Here is a 25,373-nt window from a genome sequence, read left to right on the forward strand (position 1 = left end):
CGTCTGCTCGTCTTCGGGAGCGCTGGAACCCAAAACCTTGGGACTGGTCTAGTCTTGGGCATCAGGAACTTAAACCCAAGGAGAGCGCACTATGAGTATTTTCAGCTTTATCAAAGAAGCCGGCGAAAAGATCGTCGACCTGTTGACGCCGGGTAATGCTAACGCGAGTGAACAGTTGAAGGAGCATGTGAGCAAGGTGGGCCTGGGTAATCCAAACGTGCAAACCACGGTGGATGGCGACAAGGTCACCGTGACCGGTGAAGTGGCCACCCAGGAAGAGAAAGAGAAGATCCTGCTGGCACTGGGCAACATCGCCGGCGTGGCGAGCGTGGATGATCAGATCACCGTCACGGGTCCTGCGGTTACCGCTGCGCGTTTCGTCGTGGTGAAAAAGGGCGATACCCTCAGCGCGATTTCCCTGGCTGTGTACGGTAATGCCAACCAGTACAACAAGATTTTCGAGGCCAACAAGCCGCTGTTGTCGCACCCGGACAAAATCTACCCAGGCCAGACCCTGCGTATTCCTGAGTAATACGCACAACAACCTTGTGGGAGGGGGCTTGCCCCGATGGCAGTGTGTCAGTCACTGGATGTGTTTCTGATACACCGCCATCGGGAGCAAGCCCCCTCCCACATGGGTTCAGAGTCCGGCTATTAGATCGCGGTAGTCCTCGACAGCCGCAAACTCTGCGGTGTCCTTCGGGCCCTTCGTGCTGTCGGGCTCTTTGACTGCCAGCAAATGCCCCACACCGAACTCCCTGGCGCTGCGCAGGATCGGCAGGGTGTCGTCGATAAACAGGCTGCGGGCCGGGTCGAACTGGATATCAGCGTGCAGCGCTTCCCAGAACTGCTGGTTTTCCTTGGGAAAACCGTAATCGTGGGAGCTGATCAGTTGCTCGAAGTACGGCGCCAGCTCAATGCGCTCCAACTTCAATGACAGCGAGTCGCGGTGAGCATTGGTGATCAGGATCACGCGTTTGCCGGCCTGTTTGATCGCCGCCAGAAATGTATCGGCGTCCGGGCGCAGGGCGATCAGGTGGGCGGTTTCAAGCTTGAGTTCGCGCACTGGGATCTTCAGTTCGGCGCTCCAGAAATCCAGGCAATACCATTGCAACTGTCCGGCGTTACGCTCGAACAGGGGCTGCAATTCCATTTCGGCCATGGCCCGGCTTACACCGTGCAGTTCGGCATAGCGCTGGGGCAGGTGCTCCATCCAGAAATGGTTGTCGTAGTGCAGGTCGAGCAATGTGCCGTCCATGTCCAGCAGGACGGTGTCGATGGCGTGCCAGGGCAAAGAGGGCATGGGGCGTTCTCATGTAAGTAAAGATATCCGACACAGACAATCGGAAAAGCCACGGTATAGTAACCCGATCACGCCAAGGAGCCGTTCATGCGCCAGAAACCCACCGTCCTCGCCCGCGAAATAGTCGCCAGTAGCCGTTTGTTCCGCGTGGAGGAAGTGCAATTGCGCTTTTCCAATGGCGTTGAACGGACCTACGAGCGCCTGGTGGGCCGTGGTGCCGGTTACGGCGCAGTGATGATCGTCGCGATGATCGACGAAGACCATGCCTTGCTGGTGGAAGAGTACTGCGGTGGCACCGACGAGTATGAGCTGTCCTTGCCTAAAGGCTTGATCGAGCCCGGCGAGGATGTGCTGGCGGCGGCCGACCGCGAACTCAAGGAAGAAGCCGGCTATGGCGCACGCCAGTTGGAACACATCACTGAGCTTTCACTGTCACCCGGCTATATGAGCCAGAAAATCCAGGTGGTGCTGGCCACCGAGCTTTATGAAGAGCGCTTGGAAGGCGATGAGCCCGAGCCCATGCGCGTGGAGCGGGTCAACCTGCGTGAGCTGTCGGCACTGGCGCAAAACGAGCAGTTCAGTGAGGGCCGGGCGCTTGCCGCGCTGTACCTGGTGCGAGACCTGCTGACCCAGCGTGGAGTGTTTACCTTATGAGCGAACTGTTTCTGGGCCACCCCTTTATCGCGCCCGTCATTGAATTGGCTCGCCAGGCAGGTGAAGCCATCCTGCCGTACTGGCGTGCCGACGTCGCGGTTACCTCCAAAGCGGATGATTCGCCGGTGACGGCCGCCGACCTGGCTGCGCACCATCTGATTCTCGCTGGCCTGACTGCGCTGGACCCAAGCATTCCGGTGCTGTCCGAAGAAGACGCCGATATCGACCAGAGCGTGCGCGCCGGTTGGCAGCGTTGGTGGCTGGTGGACCCGTTGGATGGCACCAAGGAATTCATTGGTGGCAGTGAAGAATTCACCGTCAATATCGCCTTGATCGAACAAGGCCGCGTGGTGTTCGGCGTGGTGTCGATGCCCACCAGTGGTCGTTGCTACTTCGGCGGCGCGGGCCTGGGGGCTTGGCGTTCGGATGTGAATGCCGCGCCCAGGCAGATTCAGGTGCGCCAGACGCCGGCCGCGGGTGAAGCCTTTACCGTGGTTGCCAGCCGCCGTCATACCAGCCCGGAGCAGGAGCGTTTGCTGGAGGGGCTGAGCCAAGGCTTGGGGGAACTGAAACTGGCGAATATCGGCAGCTCGTTGAAGTTCTGTCTGTTGGCCGAGGGCAGTGCCGACTGCTATCCGCGCCTGGCGCCGACCTCGCAGTGGGACACTGCGGCGGCGCAAGGCGTACTGGAAGGGGCGGGGGGCGAAGTGCTGGAGTTGAATGGCAAGTCGTTCAGCTACCCGGCGCGGGAATCGTTGTTGAACCCGTTCTTCCTGGCGTTGCCGGCCAAGGCGGCGTGGCGTGAGCGCCTGTTGACCCTGGCCCGTTCTTGAAGTCTGAGCCGATCTAAATGTGGGAGGGGGCTTGCCCTAATGCCAGTCAGTTAAGCGAAAGTGGTCCACTGTAGGAGCGAGCTTGCTCGCGAAAAACGCCCAGGCAACGCGTTCATTCTGAATAAACGCGGAGGCCCTGAGTTCTTCGCGAGCAAGCTCGCTCCTACAAAAAGCCTTAACTGACTGGCATTAGGGCTTGCTCCCGATAATGGAGTGTCAGTCACTGAATGTGCTGCTGATACACCGCTATCGGGAGCAAGCCCCCTCCCACATTTTTAGCGGTGCAGGACGTACTGGCCAGTAAACGACACGGCCTGCTCTGCGCTGCCCTCATTCACAATCCACGTCTCCAACGTCAACCGCGCTCGCCCATAACGCTTGTACGTTGCGACAAAGCGCTTCCACACTTTCTCCTCCGGCGCCGCGCAAATCACCGTCGCATCCTGCGTCACCGGCAACGGATAGCTGATCTGCCCTTCCTGAATCACGATGTGCCCGTCTTCGATGCCCTCTTCGCGCAGTCTCAGGTGCAACCAACCCCAACCCGCCAGCACGGCGCCGCAGTAGAGGCTGCCGCCAAACATGGTGCTCTTGTGGTTGATATTGGCCTGCAAGGGTAAATGCAGTTGCAGTTGGCCGTGTTGCCAGTCGAGCACCTTGAGGCCCATTTCCCGGGTGAGGGGGATGTCGTGGTGGAGGATGGATTCCAGGTAACGGCTGTCGCGGCTCATGGCGGTCTCTTGGCGGATGGGCAGGGTCATTCGTCGTCTGCGCTGTGGCTGGCGCTGTCGGCGAAGTTCAGGCCATGCTTGCGCAGTTTGTCGTGCAGGGTTTTGCGGGGCACGCCGAGGGCTTCGGCGAGGCTGCGCATGGAGCTGTGGGGGCGCGTCAGTTCGGCGGCGATCAGGCTTTTTTCGAATTGTTCGACTTGCTCGCTCAAGCCGCCGGGCGTGGAGGTCAGTGTGCTGGCCGATGGATTGTCCAGCGTACTGTCCAAGGCCAGTTCCAGGCCCAGGGCAAAGCGTTCGGCGGCGTTTTGCAGCTCGCGCACATTACCCGGCCAACTGTGGCGCAACAGCAGCGCGCGCTGGCCCGGTTGCAGCTCATGCAAGGGCAGGCCGTGGCGGCTGCTGGCTTCGTCGGCGAAGTGCTGGAACAGCATCAGCGCATCTTCACCACGCTCGCGCAGTGGCGGAATGCGCAGCGGCGCGACATTCAGGCGGTAATACAAGTCGGCCCGGAAGCGGCCCTGGTCGGCCGCCTGGCGCAGGTCTTCCTTGGTGGCGGCGATGATGCGGATATCCAGTGCAATCAACTGGTTGCCGCCCAGGCGCTCCACGACGCGCTCCTGCAGCAGGCGCAACAGTTTGACCTGTACATCCAGGCTCATGCTTTCGATTTCATCGAGGAACAGCGTGCCGCCATTGGCGAATTCGAACTTGCCGATACGGCGCTTCTGCGCGCCGGTAAACGCGCCCGGTTCATGGCCGAACAGCTCGCTTTCCACCACCGATTCGGCCAGGGCCCCGGCGTTGATCGCCACGAACGGACCGCTGCGGCGGCTCGACAGATCGTGCAAGGCGCGGGCGACTACTTCTTTGCCGGCACCGGTTTCGCCAAGGATCAGCACATCGGCCTTGGTCGCTGCCAGTGCGCCGATTTGCTCGCGCAGGCGCAGCATCTGCGGCGAATGCCCCACCAGCCGCGTGCTCAGTTGCTGCCGGTCGCTGAGGGCCAGGCGCAGGCTGCGGTTGTCCAGCACCAGTCGGCGCAGGGCCAGGGCGCGGCGCACGCTGTCGAGCAAGGCATCGCTGGCGAAGGGCTTTTCGAGAAAGTCATAGGCGCCGGCACGCATGGCCTGCACCGCCAGCGGCACGTCACCGTGACCAGTGATCAGCAGCACGGGCAGGTCCGGGTCCTGGCCGTGCAGTTCGGCGAGCAATTCCAGGCCGTCCATGCCGGGCATGCGGATATCGCTGACCACCACGCCCGACCAGTCCCGCGACAAGCGCGCGGTGAGGCCGCTGGCTTCGCCCAGGGGCAGCACTTTCAACCCGGCCAGGTCCAGGGTCTGGCACAGCGCCTGACGCAAATGGGGATCGTCATCGATCAGCACCACCTGAATCTGGTTATCGATACTCATACACTGCGGTCCTCGGACGGTTGCAGACTGACGCCCGGCGAGCCGGCACGCAATTTCAAGGTTAACAGCGCGCCGCCTTCCTTGTGGTTGGCGAATAGCAGTTCGCCGCCGAAGGCACGCATCAGGGTGTCACAGATCGCCAGGCCCAGGCCCAGGCCCTGGGTGCGCGTCTTGGTGGTGTAGAACGGCTCGCTGGCGCGGCCCAACGCCTCCATGCAAAAACCCGGGCCGTTGTCGCGAATGTACAGGTTGACGCCTTGGTCAGTGGTTTGGGCACTCAGCCACAGTTTGCGCGGCGGGCCTTTTTCGGTAAGGGCGTCCAGGGCATTGGCCAGCAGGTTGCCCAGCACCTGGCGCAGACGGGTTTCACCGGCTTGTACCCATAAGGTCGCTTCGGGTAAGTCGCGGATCAATTCCACTTCCATCGAGCGCCGCCGTTTGGCCAGCAAGGCCAGGGCATCGTCCAGCGCGGGTTGCAATGCCACGCTTTCCGGCGCGTGACGGTCACGGCGGGCGAACGCGCGCAAGTGGGCGATGATCGAGGCCATGCGCCCGGTCAGTTCGCTGATCAGCTTGAGGTTGCCGCGCGCATCGGCGGTGCGTTCATGGTCGAGCAGGATTTCAGCGTTTTCCGCGTAGCTGCGAATCGCTGCCAGGGGTTGGTTCAGTTCATGGCTGATACTGGCCGACATGGTGCCCAGCGCCGAGAGTTTACCGGCCTGCACCAGGTCATCCTGAGCACGTACCAGTTCCTGCTGGGCGTGTTCGCGCTCCAGCACTTCCTGTTTCAGGCGCCGGTTCAGGCCTTCCAGGTCGCTGGTGCGCTCGGCCACGCGCATTTCCAGCTCGCGGCGCGCCTTGGCTTCGAAGGCGATGCGCTCCAGGTAATGCCGGCGGCGCTGCATCATCAAGCCGAGCAGCAGCATCAGCACCAGCAACGTCGCGCCGCCTACGGCCACCACGGTACGCACCGGGCGGTTGATCAAGGATTGGGGGGCGAGGATTTCCACGTTCCAGCCGGTCTCGGCGATGGCGGTGGATTGGCGCAGCCAGGCGCTGCTGCTGAGGTTCAGCGGCTGAGGATCACGGGTGGGATAAGGCTGAATGGCAATAATGGCCTGGCGCTCTGCGGCGGTCAGCGGCCGGGTGGCGCGGAACCGCCATTGCGGGCGCGAGGTGAGGATTACCACGCCGTTGTGGTCGGTCACCAGGAGTTGTTCCGGGGTGTTGCCCCACAGGCTTTCGGTGTGGTCCAGGTCTACCTTGACCACCAGCACGCCGATGATTTTCTCACCATCGCGCACGGCGGCGGCGAAGAAGTAGCCGCGCTTGGCCGAGGTGGTGCCTAGCCCGAAAAAGCGCCCCAGGCGCCCGGCCATGGCTTCGCTGAAATAGGGGCGAAAGGAAAAGTTGCGCCCGACGAAGCTGTCTTGTTTGTCCCAGTTGGACGCGGCGAGAGTCTTGCCGGTGGTGTCCATCAGATACATCACCTCCACCCCGGCCTGGGCGGCGACGTCCTTGAGCAGCGAGTTGGCGTTGACCAGGTTGGTGCTGACGTGAGGCGCATCCAGCGCGGTGCGCAGGGCCGGCAGGTCACCGAGGATCTGCGGCAGCACTTCATAGCGATGCAGGGTGCCCAACAGGTTGGCGACGTACAGGTCGAGGGTCTGACGGTTCTGCCCGGCCAGCTCGCTGCGGTAGTAGCGCTCGGCCAAGTGCTCCAGCGGCCAGAGCAGCGGCGCCAGGCACAACGCCAACAGGGCGAGGCTGCGCCAGCGGGGTCTTCGCGGAAGGGGTGGGGTCATGGGAATCGTGCGCCTGTGGGTACAGGCGCATTATGCCTAGTGCTGCTCGGCAAGACACTCGTGCAATGCGTCTTGCCACTGCGGCTGGCTGACTTGCCATTGCTGTTGCAGGCGGCTGCAATCCAGGCGCGAGTTCAGCGGGCGCTGGGCGGGTGTCGGATAGGCGCTGGACGGGATCGCTTCCAGCTCGGCGCAGGCTTTGCCCGCAGCGCGAAGGGCATGACCAATGGCCTCGGCAAAGCCGAACCACGACGTTTCGCCTTGGGCCGTGAGGTGGTAAACCCCCCAATCCCCGGCGTTACCGGCTTGCCAGCGCTCAATCAACGCACGCGTACTGTTGGCGATGGTCCCGGCCCAGGTTGGCGCGCCGATCTGGTCGGCGACGATCCGCATCTGCGGCTTCTCCTGCAGCAGACGCTGCATGGTCAGCAGGAAATTCTTGCCGTGGCTCGAATACACCCAACTGGTGCGCAGAATCAGGTACTTCCCGCCCACGGCCGCAATCGCCTGCTCGCCCGCCAGCTTGCTCTGGCCGTAGACGCCCAGTGGGTTGGGCGAATCGCTTTCGGTGTACGGGGCCGATTTGCTGCCGTCGAACACGTAGTCGGTCGAGTAGTGAATCAGCGGGATGCCAAGGGCCCTGGCTTCTTCGGCGAGGATGCCGGGGGCGATGGCGTTGATGGCGAACGCAGCGTCCGGTTCGCTTTCGGCCTGATCGACCGCCGTGTGGGCGGCGGCGTTGATGATCAGGCTTGGGCGGTAAGCGCGCACTTGTTGGCGAATCTGCTCGGCGTTGGCCAGGTCAAGCTGGTCGCGGCCCAGGACGATGAGTTCGCCCAGGCCTTGGAGCCGCTGTTGCAGCTCCTGGGAGACTTGGCCGTGTTGGCCGGTGATCAATATCTTCATGGGCACTGTCACGGGAACAGGTCCGCATCTTTCAGGCTTTTACCGGTTTGATCCTTGGCGGACAGAGTCGGTGGGCCATTGAGCTGCCAATCGATATTGAGGTCCGGGTCGTCCCAGCGAATGCACCGCTCTGCAGACGGCGTGTAGTAATCCGTCGTCTTGTAGAGGAATTCGGCGTAATCGCTCAGCACAACGAACCCATGGGCGAAACCGGGTGGAATCCACAGTTGACGATTGTTCTCGGCAGACAAGCGCACGCTGGCCCATTGACCGAAATGAGGAGAGCTGCGGCGGATGTCCACCGCCACGTCCAATACTTCCCCGGCTGTCACCCGCACCAGTTTCCCCTGGGCGTGTTCTACCTGGTAGTGCAAGCCGCGCAACACGCCTTTCAACGAGCGTGAGTGGTTGTCCTGCACGAATTGAAGTTTCAATCCGCTGGCGTTTTCAAACTCGCGAGCGTTGAAACTCTCATAAAAAAAGCCGCGGTCATCGCCAAAAACCTTTGGTTCGATGACCAATACACCAGGCAGCTCAGTGGTGCTCACATTCATTTAGGGTTCCCGGCCAGAGTGTACAGATACTGACCATAGCCGGTTTTGCCGAAATATTTCGCACGTTCCAGCAGATAGTCACGATCAATCCAGCCGTTCTCGTAGGCGATCTCTTCCAGGCAGGCTACTTTCAGGCCCTGGCGGTGCTCGATGGTCTGCACGTAGGTCGACGCTTCCAGCAGGCTGTCGTGAGTGCCGGTGTCGAGCCAGGCGAAACCACGACCGAAACGCTCAACGTGCAGGTCGCCGCGCTTGAGGTAGGCGTTGTTGACGTCGGTGATCTCCAGCTCGCCGCGTGGCGAAGGCTGGACGGCCTTGGCGATCTTGATCACGTCATTGTCATAGAAATACAGGCCGGTCACGGCATAGCTGGATTTAGGCTTCGCCGGTTTTTCTTCGATCGACAGGGCACGGCCTTCTTTGTCGAAATCGATCACGCCAAAACGCTCCGGGTCTTTCACCCAGTAGCCGAACACCGTGGCGCCCGATGGGCGTTGGGCGGCGTTACGCAATTGATCACCGAAATGCTGGCCGTGGAAAATGTTGTCGCCCAGGATCAGGCACACCGGGTCATCCCCGATGAATTCCTCGCCAATGATGAACGCTTGTGCCAGGCCGTCCGGCGAAGGCTGCTCCGCATAGCTGAAACGCACGCCGAACTGGCTGCCATCACCCAGCAGGTTGCGGTATTGCGGCAGGTCCACGGGCGTTGAGATCACCAGGATGTCCTTGATCCCCGCCAGCATCAGCACCGAGATCGGGTAATAGATCATCGGCTTGTCATACACCGGCAACAGTTGCTTGGACACGCCCAGGGTGATGGGGTGCAAACGGGTGCCGGAACCGCCGGCCAATACAATTCCCTTCATCATGCGATCAGATCCTTTACGTCAGTATTGCCAAGTCGTTCACCTTGATAACTGCCATCCTGGACCCTACGGCACCATTCCAGGTTATCGAGGTACCACTGCACGGTCTTGCGCAGGCCGGTTTCAAAGGTTTCTTCCGGGACCCAGCCCAGTTCGCGCTCGATCTTGCTGGCGTCGATCGCGTACCGCTGGTCGTGACCCGGACGATCCTTGACGAAAGTGATCAGGTCGGTGAATTTTTCCACCCCGGCTGGGCGCTGTGGCGCCAGCTCTCCCAACAAGGCGCAGATGCCGCGAACTACGTCGATGTTCTTCTGTTCGTTGTGGCCACCGATGTTGTAGGTCTCGCCTACCACCCCAGTAGTCACCACCTTGAGCAGCGCACGGGCGTGGTCTTCGACGAACAGCCAGTCGCGCACTTGCAAGCCATCGCCATAGACCGGCAGCGGCTTGCCTGCGAGAGCGTTGAGGATAACCAGTGGGATCAACTTCTCGGGGAAGTGGAACGGCCCATAGTTGTTCGAGCAGTTGGTCAACAGCACCGGCAAGCCGTAGGTACGCTGCCAGGCGCGGACCAGATGGTCGGAGGCTGCCTTGCTCGCAGAGTACGGCGAGCTGGGGGCGTAGGGCGTGGTTTCGGTGAAGAGATCGTCCACGCCGTGCAGGTCGCCATACACCTCGTCAGTGGAGATGTGGTGGAAGCGGAATGCGCTTTTAGCCGGTTCTGCCAGCGTCTGCCAGTACGCCCGGGTGGCTTCCAGCAGGCTGTAGGTACCGACAATGTTGGTCTGGATGAAATCCGACGGGCCGTCGATGGACCGGTCCACATGGGACTCGGCCGCCAAATGCATGATCGCTTCGGGCTTGAAGCGCGCCAGCACAGCGCTGACGGTGGCCTGGTCGATGATATCGGCCTGGACGAACTCATAGCGGCTGTTGGACGCAATGCTGGACAGCGACTCAAGGTTGCCGGCGTAAGTGAGTTTGTCCAGGTTGAGCACTTCGTGCTCTGTGTGCTGGATCAGATGCCGGATCAGGGCCGAGCCAATAAATCCGGCACCGCCGGTGATGAGAATACGCATGTCGAGGGCCTTTTCCTTAGACGGACATTAAGCGAAAGAAGCATAGCTTGAGTTGTGAATCGGGCGGGCGCAAGCGCGGCGAGCAAGAGGGGTTGATTAACGCCCCGGAACAATGGCGATATAGACGCCTGATAAAACCGAGGTCGTCACAATGTTGCTTGCCACATTGATCCATCGTGCCAGTTTGCCTTGCCCCCAATTGAGCTTCCAGCAGGCGGCCCAGTTGCTTGAGCAGCATTACGGCCTCAGGGGCACATTGCAGTCATTGGGCAGCCAACAAGACCTTAACTACAGGATCGACAGCGCCTTGGGCCGCTTCGTTCTGAAAATCTGCCGGGGTGACTACGCCGCAATCGAGCTACTGGCCCAGCATGCAGCCCTCAACGAGCTGCAGGCCCACGTACAGGTGCGCGTGCCCAGGGTCATCAAGGCCCTCAATGGCGACGAACTGCTGAGCGTCACCGTCGACGGGCAAACCCTGCACCTGCGGCTACTGGACTACATCGACGGCCAGCCGCTGACCGATTTGCCTCACCTGGGCCGCGATGTAATCGCAGGGTTCGGCGACCTGTGCGGGCGAATGAGCCTGGCACTGTCAACGTTCACCCATCTCGGCCTGGACCGCACCCTGCAATGGGACCCACGCCACGCGCAGGAGCTGATTACCCATCTGCTGGCGACCTTGCCCGAGCTTCCCCATCGCACGGCACTGGAGCAGGTCGCCGGGCGGATCGAAGCGCATATCCGCCCTCTGGCTGCACACCTGCCCTGGCAGGCCGTGCACATGGACATCACCGATGACAACGTGGTCTGGCGGCGTGATGCGCAGCGGCACTGGCAGGTCCAGGGGGTGATCGATTTCGGCGACCTGGTACACACCTGGCGCATCGCTGACCTGTCGGTGACGTGCGCTGCGCTGCTGCATCACGCTGAGGGCGACCCGTTTGCCATCCTGCCGGCGATCCAGGCCTGTCATGCGATCACGCCGTTGCAGCATGAAGAGTTGCGCGCGCTGTGGCCGTTGATCGTCGCCCGCGCGGCGGTGTTGGTGCTGAGCAGTGAGCAGCAGCGACGTCTGGACCCTGATAACGCCTACCTGTTGAAGAACGCCGAGCACGAGTGGGAAATTTTCCATGTCGCCACGTCGGTGCCGTTCGAACTGATGGAAGCGGCGATCCTGAGTAGCGTCGGCGAGGCGTTGCCTGCCTTGGCCAGCCAGGACTTTGCCCCCTTGCTGCCGGGGCTGGTCGGACGGGAGTTCGCGCTGATCGACCTGGGCGTGCTCAGCCCGCATTTCGAGGCGGGCAATTGGGAGACGCCGGGCATGGATCGGCGGCTGCTGAACGAAGCCGCTGCGGTGCATGGGCTGGCAGCCAGCCGTTATGGGCAATATCGCTTGTCGCGCACCCGCCCGGACAGTGCTGGGGAGCCGGACACCTTCGCTCTTCATGTCGAATTGAGCCTACCCCATGGCACAGTGCTTGAGGCACCTTTCGCCGGCACACTGCGCGAGGGCGCCGACGGCTTGCTGTGTGTGTACGAAGAGCGCCTGAATCTGCGCGTATGGGGCGTGACAACGCGGCTCAAAGCCGGTGCGCAGGTGGTGAAGGGGCAAATACTCGGTGAAGTCCACGGGCCGTTGATCGTGCAGCTGTGTCGTGCCGATCTTGCGCCCCCGCTGTTCTGTAGCCCTTCCCGGGCGTCGGCGTGGCAGGCGCTGTGCCCGTCACCGGCGGCGCTGCTCGGGCTGGCCTGTGATGCTGAACCGGAGCTGGACCCCGAAGCCCTGCTGGCCCGGCGCGACGCCAGCTTTGCCCGTTCGCAGAAGCACTATTACGTCGACCCGCCCCGTATCGAGCGGGGCTGGCGCAATCACTTGATCGACATGCAGGGCCGCTCCTACCTGGACATGCTCAACAACGTGGCGGTGCTGGGCCACGGCCACCCGCGCATGGCGGCGGTGGCAGCGCGGCAATGGTCACTGCTCAACACTAATTCACGTTTTCATTACGCGGCGATTGCCGAATTTTCCGAGCGTCTGCTGGCGCTGGCGCCGGCGGGCATGGACCGGGTGTTCCTGGTCAACAGCGGCACCGAGGCCAATGACCTGGCGATCCGCCTGGCCTGGGCCTACAGCGGCGGGCGCGACATGCTCAGCGTGCTGGAGGCCTATCACGGCTGGTCGGTGGCGGCGGACGCGGTCTCTACCTCGATTGCCGATAATCCCCAGGCGTTGAGCAGCCGCCCGGAATGGGTGCACCCGGTGACGGCGCCGAATACCTACCGGGGTGAATTTCGCGGGCCAGACAGTGCGCCCGACTATGTACGAAGCGTGGAACATAACCTGGCGAAAATCGCCGCTGGCCAACGCCAACTGGCGGGTTTCATCTGCGAACCGGTGTATGGCAACGCCGGTGGCATTTCGTTGCCGCCCGGCTATTTGCAGCAGGTTTATGGGCTGGTCCGCGCCCAGGGTGGTGTCTGCATTGCCGATGAGGTGCAGGTAGGTTATGGGCGCATGGGGCATTTTTTCTGGGGCTTTGAAGAGCAGGGCGTCGTGCCGGACATCATTACCATGGCCAAGGGGATGGGCAACGGGCAGCCGCTGGGCGCGGTGATCACCCGTCGAGAGATTGCCGAAGCCCTTGAGGCCGAGGGCTATTTCTTCTCGTCATCGGGCGGCAGCCCGGTGAGCTGCCGTATCGGCATGGCGGTGCTGGATGTGATGGAAGAGGAAAAGCTGTGGGAAAACGCCCAGGTGGTGGGCGGATATTTCAAGACATGCCTGCAAGCGTTGATCGAGCATCACCCGCTGGTCGGTGCGGTACACGGTTCCGGCTTCTATCTGGGCCTCGAGCTGGTACGTGACCGACAAACCCTGGAACCCGCGACGCAAGAGACTGCGCTGTTATGCGAGCGTCTGCGCGAACTGGGAATCTTCATGCAGCCGACCGGCGACTACCTGAACATCCTCAAGATCAAGCCGCCGATGGTCACGACCCGGCGCAGTGTGGATTTCTTCCTCGACATGCTGTCGAAGGTGCTGGATGAGCTGTAGTCATTCGATTGTTATCGACTAAATTGCGTGATCTAGCCTAATTATTATTCCTGTTCACTATTAAAGCCGATATTTATCCGTTATAAAGTCGGCTTTCACCCCATTCGGAGTCCTCATCGCCATGACCACCCTGCACAGCACACCTCGCGCCGATGGCTTCCATATGCCCGCCGAATGGGCGCCACAGACTCAAACCTGGATGATCTGGCCCGAGCGCCCGGACAACTGGCGGCTCGGCGGCAAACCGGCGCAAGCGGCCCATGTGGCGGTGGCCAAGGCCATCGCGCGGTTTGAGCCGGTGACCGTTGCGGTTTCCGCCAGCCAGTATGAAAACGCTCGTAGCCGCCTGGACGTGCCGAATATCCGCGTGGTGGAAATGTCCAGTGACGACGCCTGGGTACGGGACACGGGGCCGACTTTCGTGATCAACGACAGCGGTGAAGTACGCGGGGTGAACTGGGATTTCAACGCCTGGGGCGGTTTCGATGGTGGCCTGTATGCGCCGTGGAACCGTGACGCACAGGTGGGCGGCAAGATTCTCGAGATCGAGCGCGCGTCGCGTTATCGCACCGAAGGTTTTGTGCTGGAGGGCGGTTCGATCCACGTCGACGGCGAAGGCACCCTGATCACCACCGAAGAATGCCTGTTGAACCGCAATCGCAACCCGCATCTGGACCGCGCAGCTATTGAAGCGGTGCTCAGCGCCAACCTGGCTGTGGATAAGATCATCTGGTTGCCGGATGGCCTGTTCAACGACGAAACCGACGGCCATGTGGATAACTTCTGCTGCTACGTGCGCCCAGGTGAAGTGCTGCTGGCCTGGACCGACGACCCGCAAGACCCGAACTACCCGCGCTGCCATGCCGCCATGGAGGTACTGCAAAGCAGCACCGACGCCCGCGGCCGCTCGTTCACGGTGCATAAGATGCCGATTCCGGGGCCGCTGTATGCCACCGAAGAAGAATGTGCCGGTGTCGATCCGGTAGATGGCAGCCAGGAACGTAATCCGAGCGTGCGGTTGGCCGGTTCCTACGTCAACTTCCTGATCGTCAACGGTGGCATCATCGCGCCGAGTTTCGATGACCCGCTGGACCATCAGGCCAAGCAGATCCTGCAGAACCTGTTTCCACAACACGAAGTGGTGATGGTGCCGGGCCGCGAACTGTTACTGGGGGGTGGCAATATTCACTGCCTGACCCAGCAGCAGCCAGCACCGCAGAGAAATTGAGTGCAGTTGTAACAGCGCCTTGAGGGCGAGCGAGCACTGCGCGAGCGCAGTGTTCCAGGCAAGCCCGCGACCCAGCACGGTCGCGGGCTTTTTTGTGCCTCAATACCTGTGAATGCGGGAGATTGGCATAGCTCTTGTATCGGCAACACACCACAGAGCGCCAAGGTGATGACCGCATGGTTCTGTCACAAACCTTGAGTAAGTTAGCCGCTCACGCAGCAGGAGAGAGCGCTGAAATGAATGCCGAAATCAACCCGATGTACACGCGCACGTTCCACCCGGTGCGGGTCGACGGCGACGCGATCCACGCGCTGGCGCTCTGGTTGAAGGAAAACGGCGCGCGCCAGGGCAGGCAACAGCCTGACTTGCGCAGCGTGATGAGTGAACGCTACCCAGCGGGCTTGTTCACGGAGGATGAGGTGCAGGTGTTGTGCGAGCTGGAGCGCAACTGAAAGCGCCGACGAATCAATATGGGAGGGGGCAAGGGCTTTTTTGTAGGAGCGAGCTTGCTCGCGAAGAACTCAGGGCCCCCGCGTTTATTCAGAATGAACGCGTTGCTTGGACGTTTTTCGCGAGCAAGCTCGCTCCTACAGCCAAAGCGCTATAGGTCTGTGCTTAGAATTATTTAGCCTAAATAGAGGCGGTTCACGAAATTGACACATAGTTCAACGCGCGCATAGGATTGCGTCCAACGCCTGTGGCTAACAGCCATGACTCATCCAATAAGAAAAGGCCCGCGGCAGTTCAGTCGTCCGCGGGCCTTGTTTTTTCTGGAGAAAGTCGACACCAGAAAGCGATACGGGGCCTGGTGTCATAGCGCGTACTCAACCAGTAATAAGGAATATAAGAAAATGTTGAAGCAACGGATGAGTCTGATCGCTCTGGGGATTTTGAGCGCATCGACAGCCATGGCGAACGACCAGGAGCAATCCAAGGGTTTCGTTGAAGACAGCCACCTGAATATCGCAGCACGTAACGCCTACATCAGCCGTGACTACAAGAACGGCAAGCAGGACAAGGCCGAGTGGGGCCAGGGTTTTATCGGCAAGTTCGAGTCCGGCTTCACCCAGGGCACTGTGGGCGTGGGTGTGGACGTGATTGGCCAATACGCTATCCGTCTGGACGGCGGCAAAGGTCGCAGCGGTGCGGGCGGTATCGACTTCTTCAAGCAGGGCGATAGCGGCGAAGCTGCCAACGATCTGGCCAAAGGCGGCGCAGCCGTCAAGGCGCGCATTTCCAACACCGTGATCAAATACGGTCAGCAGATGCCAGCCGTGCCTGTGTTGCAGTACGACAATTCGCGTTTGTTGTCGGAAACCTACGAGGGCACCTCGATCGTTTCCAAGGAAATCGCCGGTCTGCAACTGGACGCCGGCCACTTCACCAAGGAAGCACGCAAGAGCGCCGAAGGCAGCGACAGCGGTGGCCTGAAAAGCATCAACTACATCGGTGGTAGCTACAAATTCAACGAAAGCCTGTCGGCAGCGTTGTATGCCTCCGACATGCAGGACGTGCTGAAGAAGCAGTACGTCAACGTCAACTATGTGCTGGCGCTGCCAGAGAAACAGTCGCTGACCTTTGACTTCAACGGCTACAAAACCAAGCTGGACCGCAGCTTCGCCCTGGAAAACCAGAAAGACGCCGACGCTCGCGACAACAAAATCTGGAGCCTGGGCGCTACCTGGGCCGTTGGCGCGCACAGCTTCACCATCGCTCACCAGCGCAGCACCGGTGACACCGGCTACCTGTACGGCGGCTACCGCAACGCTGGCGGCATCGGCGACGGCGGTAATACCATCCTGCTGGCCAACTCCTACTGGTCCGACTTCAACGGCAAGGACGAGCGCTCTTGGCAAGCGGGCTACGGCATCGACTTCACCACCTTCGGTGTACCGGGCCTGACCTACAACATTGCCTATGTACGCGGCACCAATATCGACGACGGCACTGGCCGTGGCGATGGCACCGAGCGTGAAATCTGGAACCAGTTCAAGTACGTGGTCCAGAGCGGCCCGGCCAAAGACCTGAGCCTGCGCGCTCGCGCCTCGTGGTTGCGCGTTTCCAACAACGCCAGCGAATACAACGTGGGCGGTAACGAAATCCGCCTGTTCGCCGACTACCCGATCAATGTTTTCTGATTGATCGCAGGTCGCGCCTGATGCCAGGCGAGAAAAACCCCGACTGGTTCGGGGTTTTTTTATTTCTGACGACGAGCATTTCCCGCTAGGCGGTGAGCATCGAACGTCAGGCCTTGATCGGCGCGAGCTTCTTGCAGTTTTCCTTGCGTGTCGGGTATTGCTCACACTTGCGCAGCACGGTTTGCACCTGCTGCACATTCTGCAGTTGCTGGTTGGCCAACAGTTTTTCTGTGATGAACAGTTCCTCCGAGCCCAGATTGCGTTCGGCCTTGTCGATCATCTCCAGTGCCGATTGCCCGTCGCCCCGCTTGAGGTGGTAGCTGATCATCAAGTCATAGGTGGAAGGGCCGGCCAGGGACCAGTCCTTGATCGCTTGCAACTCTCTCACCGCCTCGCTGTTTTTACCCTGGGCCAGGCGCAGGGTATAGGCAGTGCGCCGAATGCTCGGCTGGTCCTTGACGGGCGAGGCCAGGGCCTTGCGAACAAACCTTTCGGCATCCGGTACCTTGTTTTTCTCCAGGGCATCGATTGCGAAGTACGCGTCTTTGTAGCCCTGCAAGGCCTCCGCCACTTTGGGCGTAGCCTTCATCTTCGACCAGCTTTGCGGGTTGACCCGGGCGCGGCGTTCCTGGCGATATTCGCGCTGCAAATATTGGCGCAGCTCGGTGTCGCGGTCCGTGGCCGACATATGCGAGCGGTTGAAGTACTGCGTGGTTGCGGTGATGCCGGTGGTCAAGCCGTCCTTGACCAGTACATCCAACTCCTTGGTGAACTGGTTGAGATTGAACTGTTGCAGCGAATCCTGCATGGCATTCTTACGCGCCGTGAGGAACCCAGTGAGCAAGGGTTTCTGTTTGCCCTGGAAGTCGTTGAGACGCTCCAGACTATGGGTGGCGGCGCGCGGCGCGTAGCCGGCGCGGATCATCAAGTCGGTGCCAAGCAGGTCGGCCTGGTCTTCCTGGCTACGGCCCCAGGCGGTGCTCCACACTTGGTCGGAAAACGTATTGGCCAGCGCGGTGTACAGCACCGTGTTGCCGATGGTCTTCTGGGTACCGGCCGGGTCTTTGCTGAACAGCTTCATGGTACCGGCGCTACGGTCGACGCCAGTATCGGCAGCCATGGTAGCCAGGGCGACCGTGGAGGCGACGGTGGTAAACATGTCTTTCTGCTGCTGGAAGGCCGCCATGCGGTCATGGTGATGCAGCAGCACATGGCTCATTTCGTGGCCAAGCATCGCCGCGATTTCGTCTTCGCTGGCCACGTTGTCCAGCATGCCCAGCGGTACGAACAGGTTGCCGTAAGGATCTGCCGACGGTCCGAACCCATAACTGTCGGTGATCTTCACCTGTAGCGGCGGCACTTCGCCCGGCCAGCCCTTGGACAAGCGCGTGACAATGCCCTGCAAGTAGCCTTGCAGCATAGGGATATCCACCAGGTTCTGCTGGCGCGCTTCGGCAGCGGGCACCGCCCGCCCGTCGTAGCTCAAGCGCTGTTGGCTCTGGCGTTGGGGGTCCAGCTTGTAGTACTGGCGCACGTCGATGTTGTCCACGTAGTGGCCTTGGATCCGCGACTGGGTCGACGGCCCTACCAGATTCAGGAACGCCTGGTCCGCGCCCTTCAAGGTGGCGCAACCACTGAGCACCGAACTGGCCAATAGGCTGGCTGCTACTAGATATTCCCTCACCGCAACGCTCCCTTTATTGATTGCAACCGGCACCAAAACCTATGGTGGAATTATTGCGGGCGTCCCTGGCCTGGCTTTTCGTCAGGCCAAGGCACGGCAGGTCGACCACGTTCAGCGGCGGTTCGATGCGCAGGTCCATGGTGTCCAGCCAGACTTTCTGGCCTGCCAGTTCTACCTGCACCAGGTCCAACGCCTGGTTGTACTGCAGCACCGGCATGGGCTGGGTAGGCGCATCTTTTTTCGCCAACTCGCGCTGTGGCTTGCCCTGCTCGTCGAGCACCGTCACCGGGTCGGCGAGGAACGCCTGAATACTGTGGGTTTCCGCCCAGGCACCCTGGGTGAAGAGGGCTGCGAGCAAGACGATGAGGCTTCTGTTCATCCTTGAGTTCCTTGAGACAAATGGCAAAGCGGCACGCTCAACGATCGCGGTCGAAGAAGGCTTCGATCCGCTCGCTGAACAACACCAACGACAGCAATACAATGCCCAGCACGTTGACCGGGGTGATGTCATTTAGGCTCAGCAGCACACTGACCAACCCCAACGTTGACATCACCAACAGCCACGACGGGCACGGCGAGGTAAAAAACCAGATTTCCTGGCGCCGCCACCGGCTCCAGGTGCGATGGCCCGCCAGGCGTCGTGCGTGCAGCGCCTTGAGCACAGCGATCAACGCCAGCAGCCCGAGCTCCAGCAGGTCCAGCCAATTGAAAGGCAGGTGGGGGAAGTCGGCGGGTTCATGGTCATAGTTCATACCTGCATTGATCAGGTTATCCAGGGCCATGGCGTGCAGGTAAACGCCGGGGAGCTGGCCGTGCACCGGCGACTCCACCAGGTCCCCGGTGGACGCAATATTGGCGCCGATCAGCACCAGGCGGTCGTGGAGTAACTCGGCGATCAAGGCTTGGTCGTCCGGGTCACTGACTTCCAGGTCACTGGCCGATAACGTCAGCGTATAAGGGCACTGCGCCTGGGCGGAGTCATCCAGCTTCCAGAACACGGCCTGGAAGAACTGTGCCACTCCGTCCAGAAAGAAATGCCGTGCCGCTGCGCAGTGGCGGATATCGGCAATACGCGCCTGGTCCGCTGCCAGCTTCAGCCCCCATTGCACGGCGATGGGCTGGCGCTGAGCAGCAGTTTGCGCATCCACTGGCGGCGACGTGCAGTCTTGCGTGGCACAGAACACCCGGTACAGTGCCATGGCGGGGGTTTCCATCAGCCCGGTCTGTGTATGCTTAGCCAGTGGGTACTTGTCGTCCACCCCTTCCCACGCCACCAGTGCTGGCCGGCTGACCTGCATAAAAGGCGCCAGCGTATTGGCCTGGCCCGCCTCTGCTCGCGTCAGCCCAGTATTGGCCAGCCACAGCGGGATGCCCTGGTGTTGATAACGCTCAAACACATTCGCCAGCAACTGACTGCCCCGCGACGGGTCGCCGAACGAGTGGTCGTGGCTGTAAAGCAGATCCACAAACACAGCCCGTGGCTTGTATGCCAGCAAACGCTTGAACAATTTGCTCTGGTCGCTGTACGGCATTGGCCATGGGCTGTCATTGCGCATCAGATAGGCATCATCAATCAACACCACCGCCACCTGCTGTTGTCCGAGGCTTGGGTAGTGGCTGGCGAACATACGATTGAGCCACTGCGCCGACGCCTTGTCGCTGGAACTGGCCAGGCCGAAAGGATCAAGAATCGCCAGCAACACGATGATGGCCGCCAGCCAATAGCGGCGGTATTTGAACAGCGGGGGGTTGGACGACATCCATGTCTCGATTAAATGCACAGCAAGGCGGGTTTTTTAACGGAGTAGAGAAGGGGTGTCAATCAAAGAGATGGCTAAGTGCCACATTCTTCGTGCGCTTGGATCGCCTTTCGCAAAAAAAACTATCGGAGCGTAATGGTGACCTTGCCTTTTGCTCTGCCCTGCTCGACGTACCGCAACGCCTCTGCGGTCGATGTAAACGGGAAGGAGCGATCAATGACCGGTTTGATGACGCCAGCCTCGATCAGCGAGGTGATTTTTTGCAGCTGTACCCCGTCGGCATGCATGAACAAAAACCCATAGCTCACCCTCTGTTTGCGGGCTTTTCTGCGAATGCCACTGCTGAGCAGGCGCATGACCTGCCCCAGCACCCAGGGCAGGCCTTGGGCTTGGGCAAATTGCGCAGTCGGCGGCCCTGACAGGGAAATTAGCTGGCCGCCAGGCTTGAGAACCTTGACCGATTTCTCCAGTACATCGGTGCCGAGGCTGTTCAACACCACGTCGAAATCGCGCAACTCGTTGGAAAAATCCTGGCGTTTGTAATCGATGACCACGTCCGCCCCAAGTGCTTTCACCCATTCGACATTCGCCGTGCTGGTGGTGGTGGCAACGAAGGCACCGAGGTGTTTGGCGAGCTGGATGGCAAGCGTGCCAACACCGCCGGAGCCGGCATGGATCAACACCTTCTGGCCTTTTTTCACCTGGGCGGTTTCAACCAGCGCTTGCCAGGCCGTCAAGGCGGCCAAGGGGATGGACGCCGCCTGGGCCATGTCGAGGTTCGAAGGTTTCAGCGCCAGCGCGTCTTCGTTCACAGCGATCAGTTCAGCGAAGGTCCCGATCTGCGCGTCGGGAGGCCGAGCGTACACTTCGTCTCCCGGCTTGAATCGCGTCACCGCCGCACCCGTGCGAACCACCACCCCGGCCAGGTCATTGCCCAATATCAATGGAAGTTTATAGGGCAGGATCAGCTTGAACGCCCCCGCCCTGATCTTCGAATCCAACGGGTTCACGCTCGTTGCATGCACTTGGACCAGCACGTCATGCACACCGACCGCAGGGTCGGGCACTTCGCCAATCGTTCCGTTCTGCTTACCGTAGCGGTCGATAAAAAATGCTTTCATGGTGCAACTGCTCTTGTCGGTGGAATGAGGAGAAGCGCGGCCCCGGCAACGTCAAGCCGTTCAGGCTTGAGTCAAATAGCGTTGGGCCACCGTGGACTGCTTGATCTGCCCCAACAGCCCCCCACGCGCGGCTTGCAGCGCATCCCAACGCTCGCCTTCCTGCAGCGCAGGAATAGTCACCAACTCGCGTCGGTCGAAACCCAGCAGGGCGGCATCGACCAGCTCACCCACTTCCATGATTTCGCTCAGGGTGTTGATGTCGATACCGGCGCGGTCCCAAATCTCCGTGCGGGTGGCGGCGGGTAGTACGGCTTGTACGTAAACACCCTGGGGCGACAGTTCCAGGCTCAGGCCCTGGGAAAGGAACAGCACAAACGCCTTGGTCGCCCCATAGACCGACATGCCGAACTCAGGCGCCAGCCCCACCACCGAACCGATGTTGATGATAGCCCCGTCACCTGCTTTGGCCAGGCGTGGCGCGATGGCGCTTGCGAGCCGCACCAGCGCGGTGGTGTTGAGGGCCACCAGTTGCGCAACGCTCTCGGTGCTTTGCTCGATGAACGTGCCGGATTGTGCGGCGCCGGCATTGTTGACGAGGATGCCGATGCGCGCGTCATCGCGCAGGCGCGCTTCAACGCTGTGCAGGTCGCTGAGTTGGGTCAGGTCGGCCTGAAGTACGTCAATGGCGACGTTGTGTTCGTCCTGCAACTTCGCGGCGAGCGTTTCCAGGCGCGCGTGGTCGCGGGCGACCAGCACCAGATCATGCCCGCGTTGGGCGAAACGCTCGGCGTACACCGCGCCGATGCCAGTGGAAGCGCCAGTGATGAGAACAGTAGGGCGGGTAGTCATGATGTCAGCTCTTTATCAGGGGTTGAGATTGAGGCACGCGTAGAACCAGGCTCGATCAGCCGACGCCTAGTTCGCGACAGCGCTTGATTCGGCAAGCGTCGGGTAGTCGATGTAACCTGCCGCACCGCCGCCATAGAGCGTGGCGGGGTCGAAGGCGGACAGTGGCGCACCGGTCTTGAGCCGCTCCACCAGATCGGGGTTGCCGATAAATGGCCGACCAAAGGCGACCAGATCGGCCTTGTCATGCGCCACGCGTGCCTCGGCCAGGTCCAGGTCGTAGCCGTTGTTGGCGATGTAGGTGTTCTTGAAGCGCTGGCGCAAGGCCTCGAAATCAAAGGGCGCGACGTCCCGTGGGCCGCCGGTCGCGCCTTCGACGACGTGCAGATACACGATGCTCAGCGCATTGAGTTGGTCGACGACGTAATCGAACTGAGCCTGTGGATCGCTGCTCGATACACCATTGGCTGGCGACACAGGCGAAAGGCGAATGCCGGTGCGATCAGCACCAATCTCGTCGACCACGGCCGCCGTCACTTCCAGCAGCAGACGCGCCCGGTTCGCGATCGAACCACCGTAGGCATCCGTACGCTGGTTGGCGCCGTCCTTGATGAACTGATCCAGCAGATAGCCGTTTGCACCGTGGATTTCCACGCCGTCGAAGCCCGCCGCAATCGCGTTCGCCGCTGCCTGGCGGAAGTCGTTAACGATGCCCGGCAGCTCGTCGGCCTCCAGCGCTCGCGGCTCGGAAGCATCCTCGAAGCGGTTATTGACGAACACCTTGGTCGCGGCACGAAGCGCGGAAGGGGCAACCGGCGCTGCGCCTTGCTGCTGCAGATCCACATGAGACACACGCCCCACATGCCACAGCTGCAGGAAAATTTTCCCACCCTTGGCGTGCACAGCATCGGTCACCGTGCGCCATCCTTCTATCTGCGGCTGCGTGTAAATGCCCGGGGTGTCTTGATAACCCTGGCCCTGCTGCGAAATCTGCGAGGCTTCGGAAATCAACAAGCCTGCGCTGGCCCGTTGGCTGTAATAGGCAGCAGCAAACTCACTCGGCACAAAACCTTTGCCCGCGCGATTGCGTGTCAGTGGCGCGAGAACCACACGGTTCGCCAGCGTCAGATTGCCAAGTGTGTAGGGAGTAAACAGATTCAGATCGCTCATGGATGTTGGTTCCGTGGCCGTGGATAGAGGTCATGTCGCTTGCGATTAGGATGATGATCGAAATCTAAACTGTCAACGGTTTTGATTATGAACGACATCTATGTATCATCAGCCCATGAATTCAGCGGTAGAGAGGTAGCGAACATGCGCGTGTCCAAGGCCCAGGCCCAAGCAAACCGGGAGCACGTCGTCGAAACGGCTTCAGTGGTATTTCGCGAGCGCGGTTTTGACGGCGTCGGCGTGGCCGACCTGATGGCCGCCGCCGGCTTCACCCATGGCGGTTTCTACAAACATTTCGGTTCCAAGGCCGACCTGATGGCCGAAGCCTCGGCCTGCAGTCTTTCGCAGTCCCTGGCCAGCGCCGAAACATTGAGCGTGAAGGACTTCATCGACCTGTACGTGTCCAGGGCTCATCGCGACAACCGCGCCACGGGCTGCACCATGGCGGCGTTGTGCGGCGACGCGGCGCGTCAGTCGGGCGATTTGAAATCGACCTTCGCCGAAGGCATCGAGCACATGTTGCAAACCCTCGGCGAAAAGTACCCAATCGGCCCGGATGCCGCGCCGAATGAGGCGAGGGTGAAAATGATTGATCTGCTGGCAAGAGCGGTTGGCGCGATTGTGTTATCGCGTGCTTGTCCTGATGATTCGGCGTTGGCGGATGAGATTTTGGGGGTGTGTCGGGGGGAGATGATTGAGGCGTTGTTGGTACAGGCGTAGAGGGGATAGGGATCGTGACGTTGCAGGGCTTCTGAAGCAAAACGCGTTGAAGGCCGGTCATTTGTCTATGAATTAGGACCGTTGATGTGGCAGCTATCAACCACGTTAGAGTTAGAGTAGGTCCATGGTGTTCATGGAATCAGCCATTTTAGTTTGCGGGCTCCTAACGAGCCCGCTCAAAATTCCTTAAAGCCACGGATCGATTAAGGCTGAATATTTTTCCAGTTTCGCCGCGCCTACATGATGATGCCTGACTTCTCTCCTGTAAGAATAAACACTGCGCGTACACTTCGTATCTCAAATTTTCTCGCTACTTCTTGTGAGGCGTCAATATCCAAAGCGCATGCCAAGATTCGGTCGCCATATTTTTCCGCCAACTTTGTTAATAATTGGTCTCAGTTCCTTGCATAGGCCGCACTATGTAGCCGTAGCATCTATTAGGACCGGGATAGGTGCGTTAACAATGTCGCGATCATAGTCGAGAAGTTCAACGTCTTGAAGTGTCATTTTTGTATTCTGAAGGTTGGAGTTCTGGAAGCTCTCTATGTCCAATTTATTTTTTTAAAAAAATATATACTGTGAGAAGTGACAGTTTTTATAATTTATAGGACTAAAAAATATTTCGAATGAACCGAAAAGAGCGAGACGCTAGATGCAAAGAGGGACAGTTTTCAGGCTGAGACGGGTTACGGGACAGAATTATGCAGACGGAAAGTCACCACGCTCTAGGCGCCCGATGCACTGCACCGGGCGCGAACTGCCTACTGCGGGTGTGGACCACCTGGCTGCATGGCCAGAAGCAGGTCATCGACAATCGATTTGCCCATTTCACACAGGTAGTGCGAGGCAAACGCAAACTTTTCCGCCCTAGGGTCCATGGCGGCTTCAAGCGCGAGCATTTTTGCGTAGTAGAGGACGTGTGCTGCGTGTTCCAAGGCTTCCAGGATTGGAACTCCGGCGTTGACGCGAAACAATTTCAGATGGTCCTTTTCCTCGCCGCAATCTGCGAAGGTCTGGACGCCGATAGTTTTGGTTTCTGAGGATGGGGTGCTCATTGCTGACCTCCCGCACACGTGGAGGCTATATTGAGACGGATGGCGCTACGGTAATCAAGCATGGTGTGAAACCTCTCTGATGACCAACTGAGACGGCCACACATCGTTTCCAGGCGATGGGTGGCAGCCGTGCGCAGGCTGGAAACCGAGACAGAGACAACTCGGCAGACACGAATGTCTCCCACACACGGCCGCCAAAAAGCACAAACGGCAGACATAAAAAAGCGCCTGCTGATTGTTTGACGACGCTACGTGCGTCTCGGTGACGGGTTTCCAGGCCCGATCGCTGATGAGCAGCGACCCGAGGAAGCTTAAATGGATGGCTGGATTCGTGCAACTCTGTGCACCGCATGGCTCAGGTGTGGACTATTGCTTATCACGAGCTGTTTGAGTCAATCTCCGCCTTGATGGCTCGGTGCCATGCAGGGTTAGCATGGTAGCAAG

General features: G+C 60.2%; 23 protein-coding genes. 8 read left to right on the top strand and 15 right to left on the bottom strand.

What is annotated here, in order from left to right; genetic code table 11:
* Positions 1 to 91: 91 nt before the first annotated feature.
* Positions 92 to 532, top strand: a complete 441-nt coding sequence (lysM, locus tag C4J88_RS01445) for a peptidoglycan-binding protein LysM (protein ID WP_003187704.1) — start codon at positions 92 to 94, stop codon at positions 530 to 532.
* Positions 533 to 640: 108 nt separating this feature from the next.
* On the opposite strand, the gene yrfG is transcribed toward lysM, so the two are convergent.
* Positions 641 to 1,303, bottom strand: coding sequence for a GMP/IMP nucleotidase (gene yrfG, locus C4J88_RS01450; protein WP_124406021.1), 663 nt, complete (start codon positions 1,301 to 1,303; stop codon positions 641 to 643).
* Positions 1,304 to 1,390: 87 nt separating this feature from the next.
* On the opposite strand from yrfG, the gene nudE reads away from it, so the two are divergent.
* Both nudE and cysQ read left to right on the top strand, forming a co-directional pair.
* Positions 1,391 to 1,957: an ADP compounds hydrolase NudE gene (nudE, locus tag C4J88_RS01455; RefSeq protein ID WP_124360813.1), complete on the top strand. Its 567-nt coding sequence runs from the start codon at positions 1,391 to 1,393 to the stop codon at positions 1,955 to 1,957.
* Entirely contained in the window at positions 1,954 to 2,790 is an 837-nt protein-coding gene (gene cysQ / locus C4J88_RS01460) for a 3'(2'),5'-bisphosphate nucleotidase CysQ (RefSeq protein WP_124406022.1), read from the top strand. Before nudE ends, cysQ begins: the two co-directional genes overlap by 4 nt.
* Before the next feature lie 275 nt (positions 2,791 to 3,065).
* Here cysQ and C4J88_RS01465 read toward each other — a convergent pair whose 3' ends face one another.
* Genes C4J88_RS01465 through rfbB form a run of 7 tightly spaced genes read right to left on the bottom strand, consistent with a single transcriptional unit; the run spans position 3,066 to position 10,149 of the window.
* On the bottom strand, positions 3,066 to 3,521 hold the full coding sequence (locus C4J88_RS01465; protein WP_124368926.1) for a thioesterase domain-containing protein: 456 nt from the start codon (positions 3,519 to 3,521) through the stop codon (positions 3,066 to 3,068).
* A gap of 26 nt (positions 3,522 to 3,547) precedes the next feature.
* Positions 3,548 to 4,933, bottom strand: coding sequence for a sigma-54 dependent transcriptional regulator (locus tag C4J88_RS01470; protein ID WP_124402742.1), 1,386 nt, complete (start codon positions 4,931 to 4,933; stop codon positions 3,548 to 3,550).
* Complete coding sequence (locus C4J88_RS01475; RefSeq protein ID WP_124406023.1) at positions 4,930 to 6,738, bottom strand: ATP-binding protein; 1,809 nt, start codon at positions 6,736 to 6,738, stop codon at positions 4,930 to 4,932. Before C4J88_RS01475 ends, C4J88_RS01470 begins: the two co-directional genes overlap by 4 nt.
* Before the next feature lie 36 nt (positions 6,739 to 6,774).
* Positions 6,775 to 7,644: a dTDP-4-dehydrorhamnose reductase gene (gene rfbD / locus C4J88_RS01480; RefSeq protein WP_124406024.1), complete on the bottom strand. Its 870-nt coding sequence runs from the start codon at positions 7,642 to 7,644 to the stop codon at positions 6,775 to 6,777.
* Positions 7,645 to 7,652: 8 nt separating this feature from the next.
* On the bottom strand, positions 7,653 to 8,198 hold the full coding sequence (gene rfbC, locus C4J88_RS01485; protein WP_124365450.1) for a dTDP-4-dehydrorhamnose 3,5-epimerase: 546 nt from the start codon (positions 8,196 to 8,198) through the stop codon (positions 7,653 to 7,655).
* Complete coding sequence (gene rfbA / locus C4J88_RS01490; protein WP_124406025.1) at positions 8,195 to 9,070, bottom strand: glucose-1-phosphate thymidylyltransferase RfbA; 876 nt, start codon at positions 9,068 to 9,070, stop codon at positions 8,195 to 8,197. The genes rfbC and rfbA overlap by 4 nt, the downstream gene beginning before the upstream one ends.
* Positions 9,067 to 10,149, bottom strand: a complete 1,083-nt coding sequence (gene rfbB / locus C4J88_RS01495; RefSeq protein ID WP_124406026.1) for a dTDP-glucose 4,6-dehydratase — start codon at positions 10,147 to 10,149, stop codon at positions 9,067 to 9,069. The genes rfbA and rfbB overlap by 4 nt, the downstream gene beginning before the upstream one ends.
* 151 nt (positions 10,150 to 10,300) lie before the next feature.
* Here rfbB and C4J88_RS01500 point away from each other — a divergent pair, with 151 nt between their 5' ends.
* The 4 genes from C4J88_RS01500 to C4J88_RS01515 all read left to right on the top strand — a co-directional run bounded on the left by C4J88_RS01500 (position 10,301) and on the right by C4J88_RS01515 (position 16,573).
* Positions 10,301 to 13,207, top strand: coding sequence for an aminotransferase (locus C4J88_RS01500; protein WP_124406027.1), 2,907 nt, complete (start codon positions 10,301 to 10,303; stop codon positions 13,205 to 13,207).
* Positions 13,208 to 13,328: 121 nt separating this feature from the next.
* Positions 13,329 to 14,435, top strand: coding sequence for an agmatine deiminase (gene aguA, locus C4J88_RS01505; protein ID WP_124406028.1), 1,107 nt, complete (start codon positions 13,329 to 13,331; stop codon positions 14,433 to 14,435).
* Between the two features lie 236 nt (positions 14,436 to 14,671).
* A complete protein-coding gene (locus C4J88_RS01510) occupies positions 14,672 to 14,887 on the top strand; it encodes a hypothetical protein (protein WP_124406029.1) in 216 nt (71 codons plus the stop codon).
* Positions 14,888 to 15,286: 399 nt separating this feature from the next.
* A complete protein-coding gene (locus C4J88_RS01515; protein WP_124406030.1) occupies positions 15,287 to 16,573 on the top strand; it encodes an OprD family porin in 1,287 nt (428 codons plus the stop codon).
* A 106-nt stretch (positions 16,574 to 16,679) separates the two neighbouring features.
* On the opposite strand, the gene C4J88_RS01520 is transcribed toward C4J88_RS01515, so the two are convergent.
* The 6 genes from C4J88_RS01520 to C4J88_RS01545 all read right to left on the bottom strand — a co-directional run bounded on the left by C4J88_RS01520 (position 16,680) and on the right by C4J88_RS01545 (position 23,154).
* Positions 16,680 to 18,257 carry a M48 family metallopeptidase gene (locus tag C4J88_RS01520; protein ID WP_124406031.1) on the bottom strand — a complete coding sequence of 526 codons (1,578 nt, stop codon included), beginning with the start codon at positions 18,255 to 18,257 and terminating at the stop codon, positions 16,680 to 16,682.
* A gap of 13 nt (positions 18,258 to 18,270) precedes the next feature.
* Entirely contained in the window at positions 18,271 to 18,636 is a 366-nt protein-coding gene (locus C4J88_RS01525) for a hypothetical protein (protein ID WP_124406032.1), read from the bottom strand.
* A 37-nt stretch (positions 18,637 to 18,673) separates the two neighbouring features.
* Positions 18,674 to 20,017 (bottom strand): CHASE2 domain-containing protein, encoded by a 1,344-nt coding sequence (locus tag C4J88_RS01530; RefSeq protein WP_124406033.1) that lies wholly within the window; start codon positions 20,015 to 20,017, stop codon positions 18,674 to 18,676.
* A 122-nt stretch (positions 20,018 to 20,139) separates the two neighbouring features.
* Positions 20,140 to 21,138, bottom strand: coding sequence for an NADP-dependent oxidoreductase (locus C4J88_RS01535; RefSeq protein ID WP_124406034.1), 999 nt, complete (start codon positions 21,136 to 21,138; stop codon positions 20,140 to 20,142).
* Between the two features lie 60 nt (positions 21,139 to 21,198).
* The gene (locus C4J88_RS01540; protein WP_124406035.1) at positions 21,199 to 21,987 is read right to left on the bottom strand and encodes an SDR family oxidoreductase; all 789 of its coding nucleotides are present in this window, start codon (positions 21,985 to 21,987) and stop codon (positions 21,199 to 21,201) included.
* Positions 21,988 to 22,053: 66 nt separating this feature from the next.
* Positions 22,054 to 23,154 carry an alkene reductase gene (locus tag C4J88_RS01545; RefSeq protein WP_124406036.1) on the bottom strand — a complete coding sequence of 367 codons (1,101 nt, stop codon included), beginning with the start codon at positions 23,152 to 23,154 and terminating at the stop codon, positions 22,054 to 22,056.
* 144 nt (positions 23,155 to 23,298) lie between these two features.
* On the opposite strand from C4J88_RS01545, the gene C4J88_RS01550 reads away from it, so the two are divergent.
* Entirely contained in the window at positions 23,299 to 23,874 is a 576-nt protein-coding gene (locus C4J88_RS01550) for a TetR/AcrR family transcriptional regulator (RefSeq protein ID WP_124408582.1), read from the top strand.
* 761 nt (positions 23,875 to 24,635) lie between these two features.
* Here C4J88_RS01550 and C4J88_RS01555 read toward each other — a convergent pair.
* Positions 24,636 to 24,929 (bottom strand): DUF3077 domain-containing protein, encoded by a 294-nt coding sequence (locus C4J88_RS01555; RefSeq protein ID WP_124406037.1) that lies wholly within the window; start codon positions 24,927 to 24,929, stop codon positions 24,636 to 24,638.
* Positions 24,930 to 25,373 lie beyond the last annotated feature (444 nt).

The sequence above is a fragment of the Pseudomonas sp. R4-39-08 genome (genome assembly GCF_003852275.1).
Taxonomy (GTDB): domain Bacteria; phylum Pseudomonadota; class Gammaproteobacteria; order Pseudomonadales; family Pseudomonadaceae; genus Aquipseudomonas.

Excerpts from the sequence above, each read along its gene's own strand:
- lysM (WP_003187704.1), top strand. The coding sequence starts at position 92 with ATGAGTATTTTCAGCTTTATCAAAGAAGCCGGCGAAAAGATCGTCGAC.
- yrfG (WP_124406021.1), bottom strand. The coding sequence starts at position 1,303 with ATGCCCTCTTTGCCCTGGCACGCCATCGACACCGTCCTGCTGGACATG.
- nudE (WP_124360813.1), top strand. The coding sequence starts at position 1,391 with ATGCGCCAGAAACCCACCGTCCTCGCCCGCGAAATAGTCGCCAGTAGC.
- cysQ (WP_124406022.1), top strand. The coding sequence starts at position 1,954 with ATGAGCGAACTGTTTCTGGGCCACCCCTTTATCGCGCCCGTCATTGAA.
- C4J88_RS01465 (WP_124368926.1), bottom strand. The coding sequence starts at position 3,521 with ATGAGCCGCGACAGCCGTTACCTGGAATCCATCCTCCACCACGACATC.
- C4J88_RS01470 (WP_124402742.1), bottom strand. The coding sequence starts at position 4,933 with ATGAGTATCGATAACCAGATTCAGGTGGTGCTGATCGATGACGATCCC.
- C4J88_RS01475 (WP_124406023.1), bottom strand. The coding sequence starts at position 6,738 with ATGACCCCACCCCTTCCGCGAAGACCCCGCTGGCGCAGCCTCGCCCTG.
- rfbD (WP_124406024.1), bottom strand. The coding sequence starts at position 7,644 with ATGAAGATATTGATCACCGGCCAACACGGCCAAGTCTCCCAGGAGCTG.
- rfbC (WP_124365450.1), bottom strand. The coding sequence starts at position 8,198 with ATGAATGTGAGCACCACTGAGCTGCCTGGTGTATTGGTCATCGAACCA.
- rfbA (WP_124406025.1), bottom strand. The coding sequence starts at position 9,070 with ATGATGAAGGGAATTGTATTGGCCGGCGGTTCCGGCACCCGTTTGCAC.
- rfbB (WP_124406026.1), bottom strand. The coding sequence starts at position 10,149 with ATGCGTATTCTCATCACCGGCGGTGCCGGATTTATTGGCTCGGCCCTG.
- C4J88_RS01500 (WP_124406027.1), top strand. The coding sequence starts at position 10,301 with ATGTTGCTTGCCACATTGATCCATCGTGCCAGTTTGCCTTGCCCCCAA.
- aguA (WP_124406028.1), top strand. The coding sequence starts at position 13,329 with ATGACCACCCTGCACAGCACACCTCGCGCCGATGGCTTCCATATGCCC.
- C4J88_RS01510 (WP_124406029.1), top strand. The coding sequence starts at position 14,672 with ATGAATGCCGAAATCAACCCGATGTACACGCGCACGTTCCACCCGGTG.
- C4J88_RS01515 (WP_124406030.1), top strand. The coding sequence starts at position 15,287 with ATGTTGAAGCAACGGATGAGTCTGATCGCTCTGGGGATTTTGAGCGCA.
- C4J88_RS01525 (WP_124406032.1), bottom strand. The coding sequence starts at position 18,636 with ATGAACAGAAGCCTCATCGTCTTGCTCGCAGCCCTCTTCACCCAGGGT.
- C4J88_RS01530 (WP_124406033.1), bottom strand. The coding sequence starts at position 20,017 with ATGTCGTCCAACCCCCCGCTGTTCAAATACCGCCGCTATTGGCTGGCG.
- C4J88_RS01535 (WP_124406034.1), bottom strand. The coding sequence starts at position 21,138 with ATGAAAGCATTTTTTATCGACCGCTACGGTAAGCAGAACGGAACGATT.
- C4J88_RS01540 (WP_124406035.1), bottom strand. The coding sequence starts at position 21,987 with ATGACTACCCGCCCTACTGTTCTCATCACTGGCGCTTCCACTGGCATC.
- C4J88_RS01545 (WP_124406036.1), bottom strand. The coding sequence starts at position 23,154 with ATGAGCGATCTGAATCTGTTTACTCCCTACACACTTGGCAATCTGACG.
- C4J88_RS01550 (WP_124408582.1), top strand. The coding sequence starts at position 23,299 with ATGCGCGTGTCCAAGGCCCAGGCCCAAGCAAACCGGGAGCACGTCGTC.
- C4J88_RS01555 (WP_124406037.1), bottom strand. The coding sequence starts at position 24,929 with ATGAGCACCCCATCCTCAGAAACCAAAACTATCGGCGTCCAGACCTTC.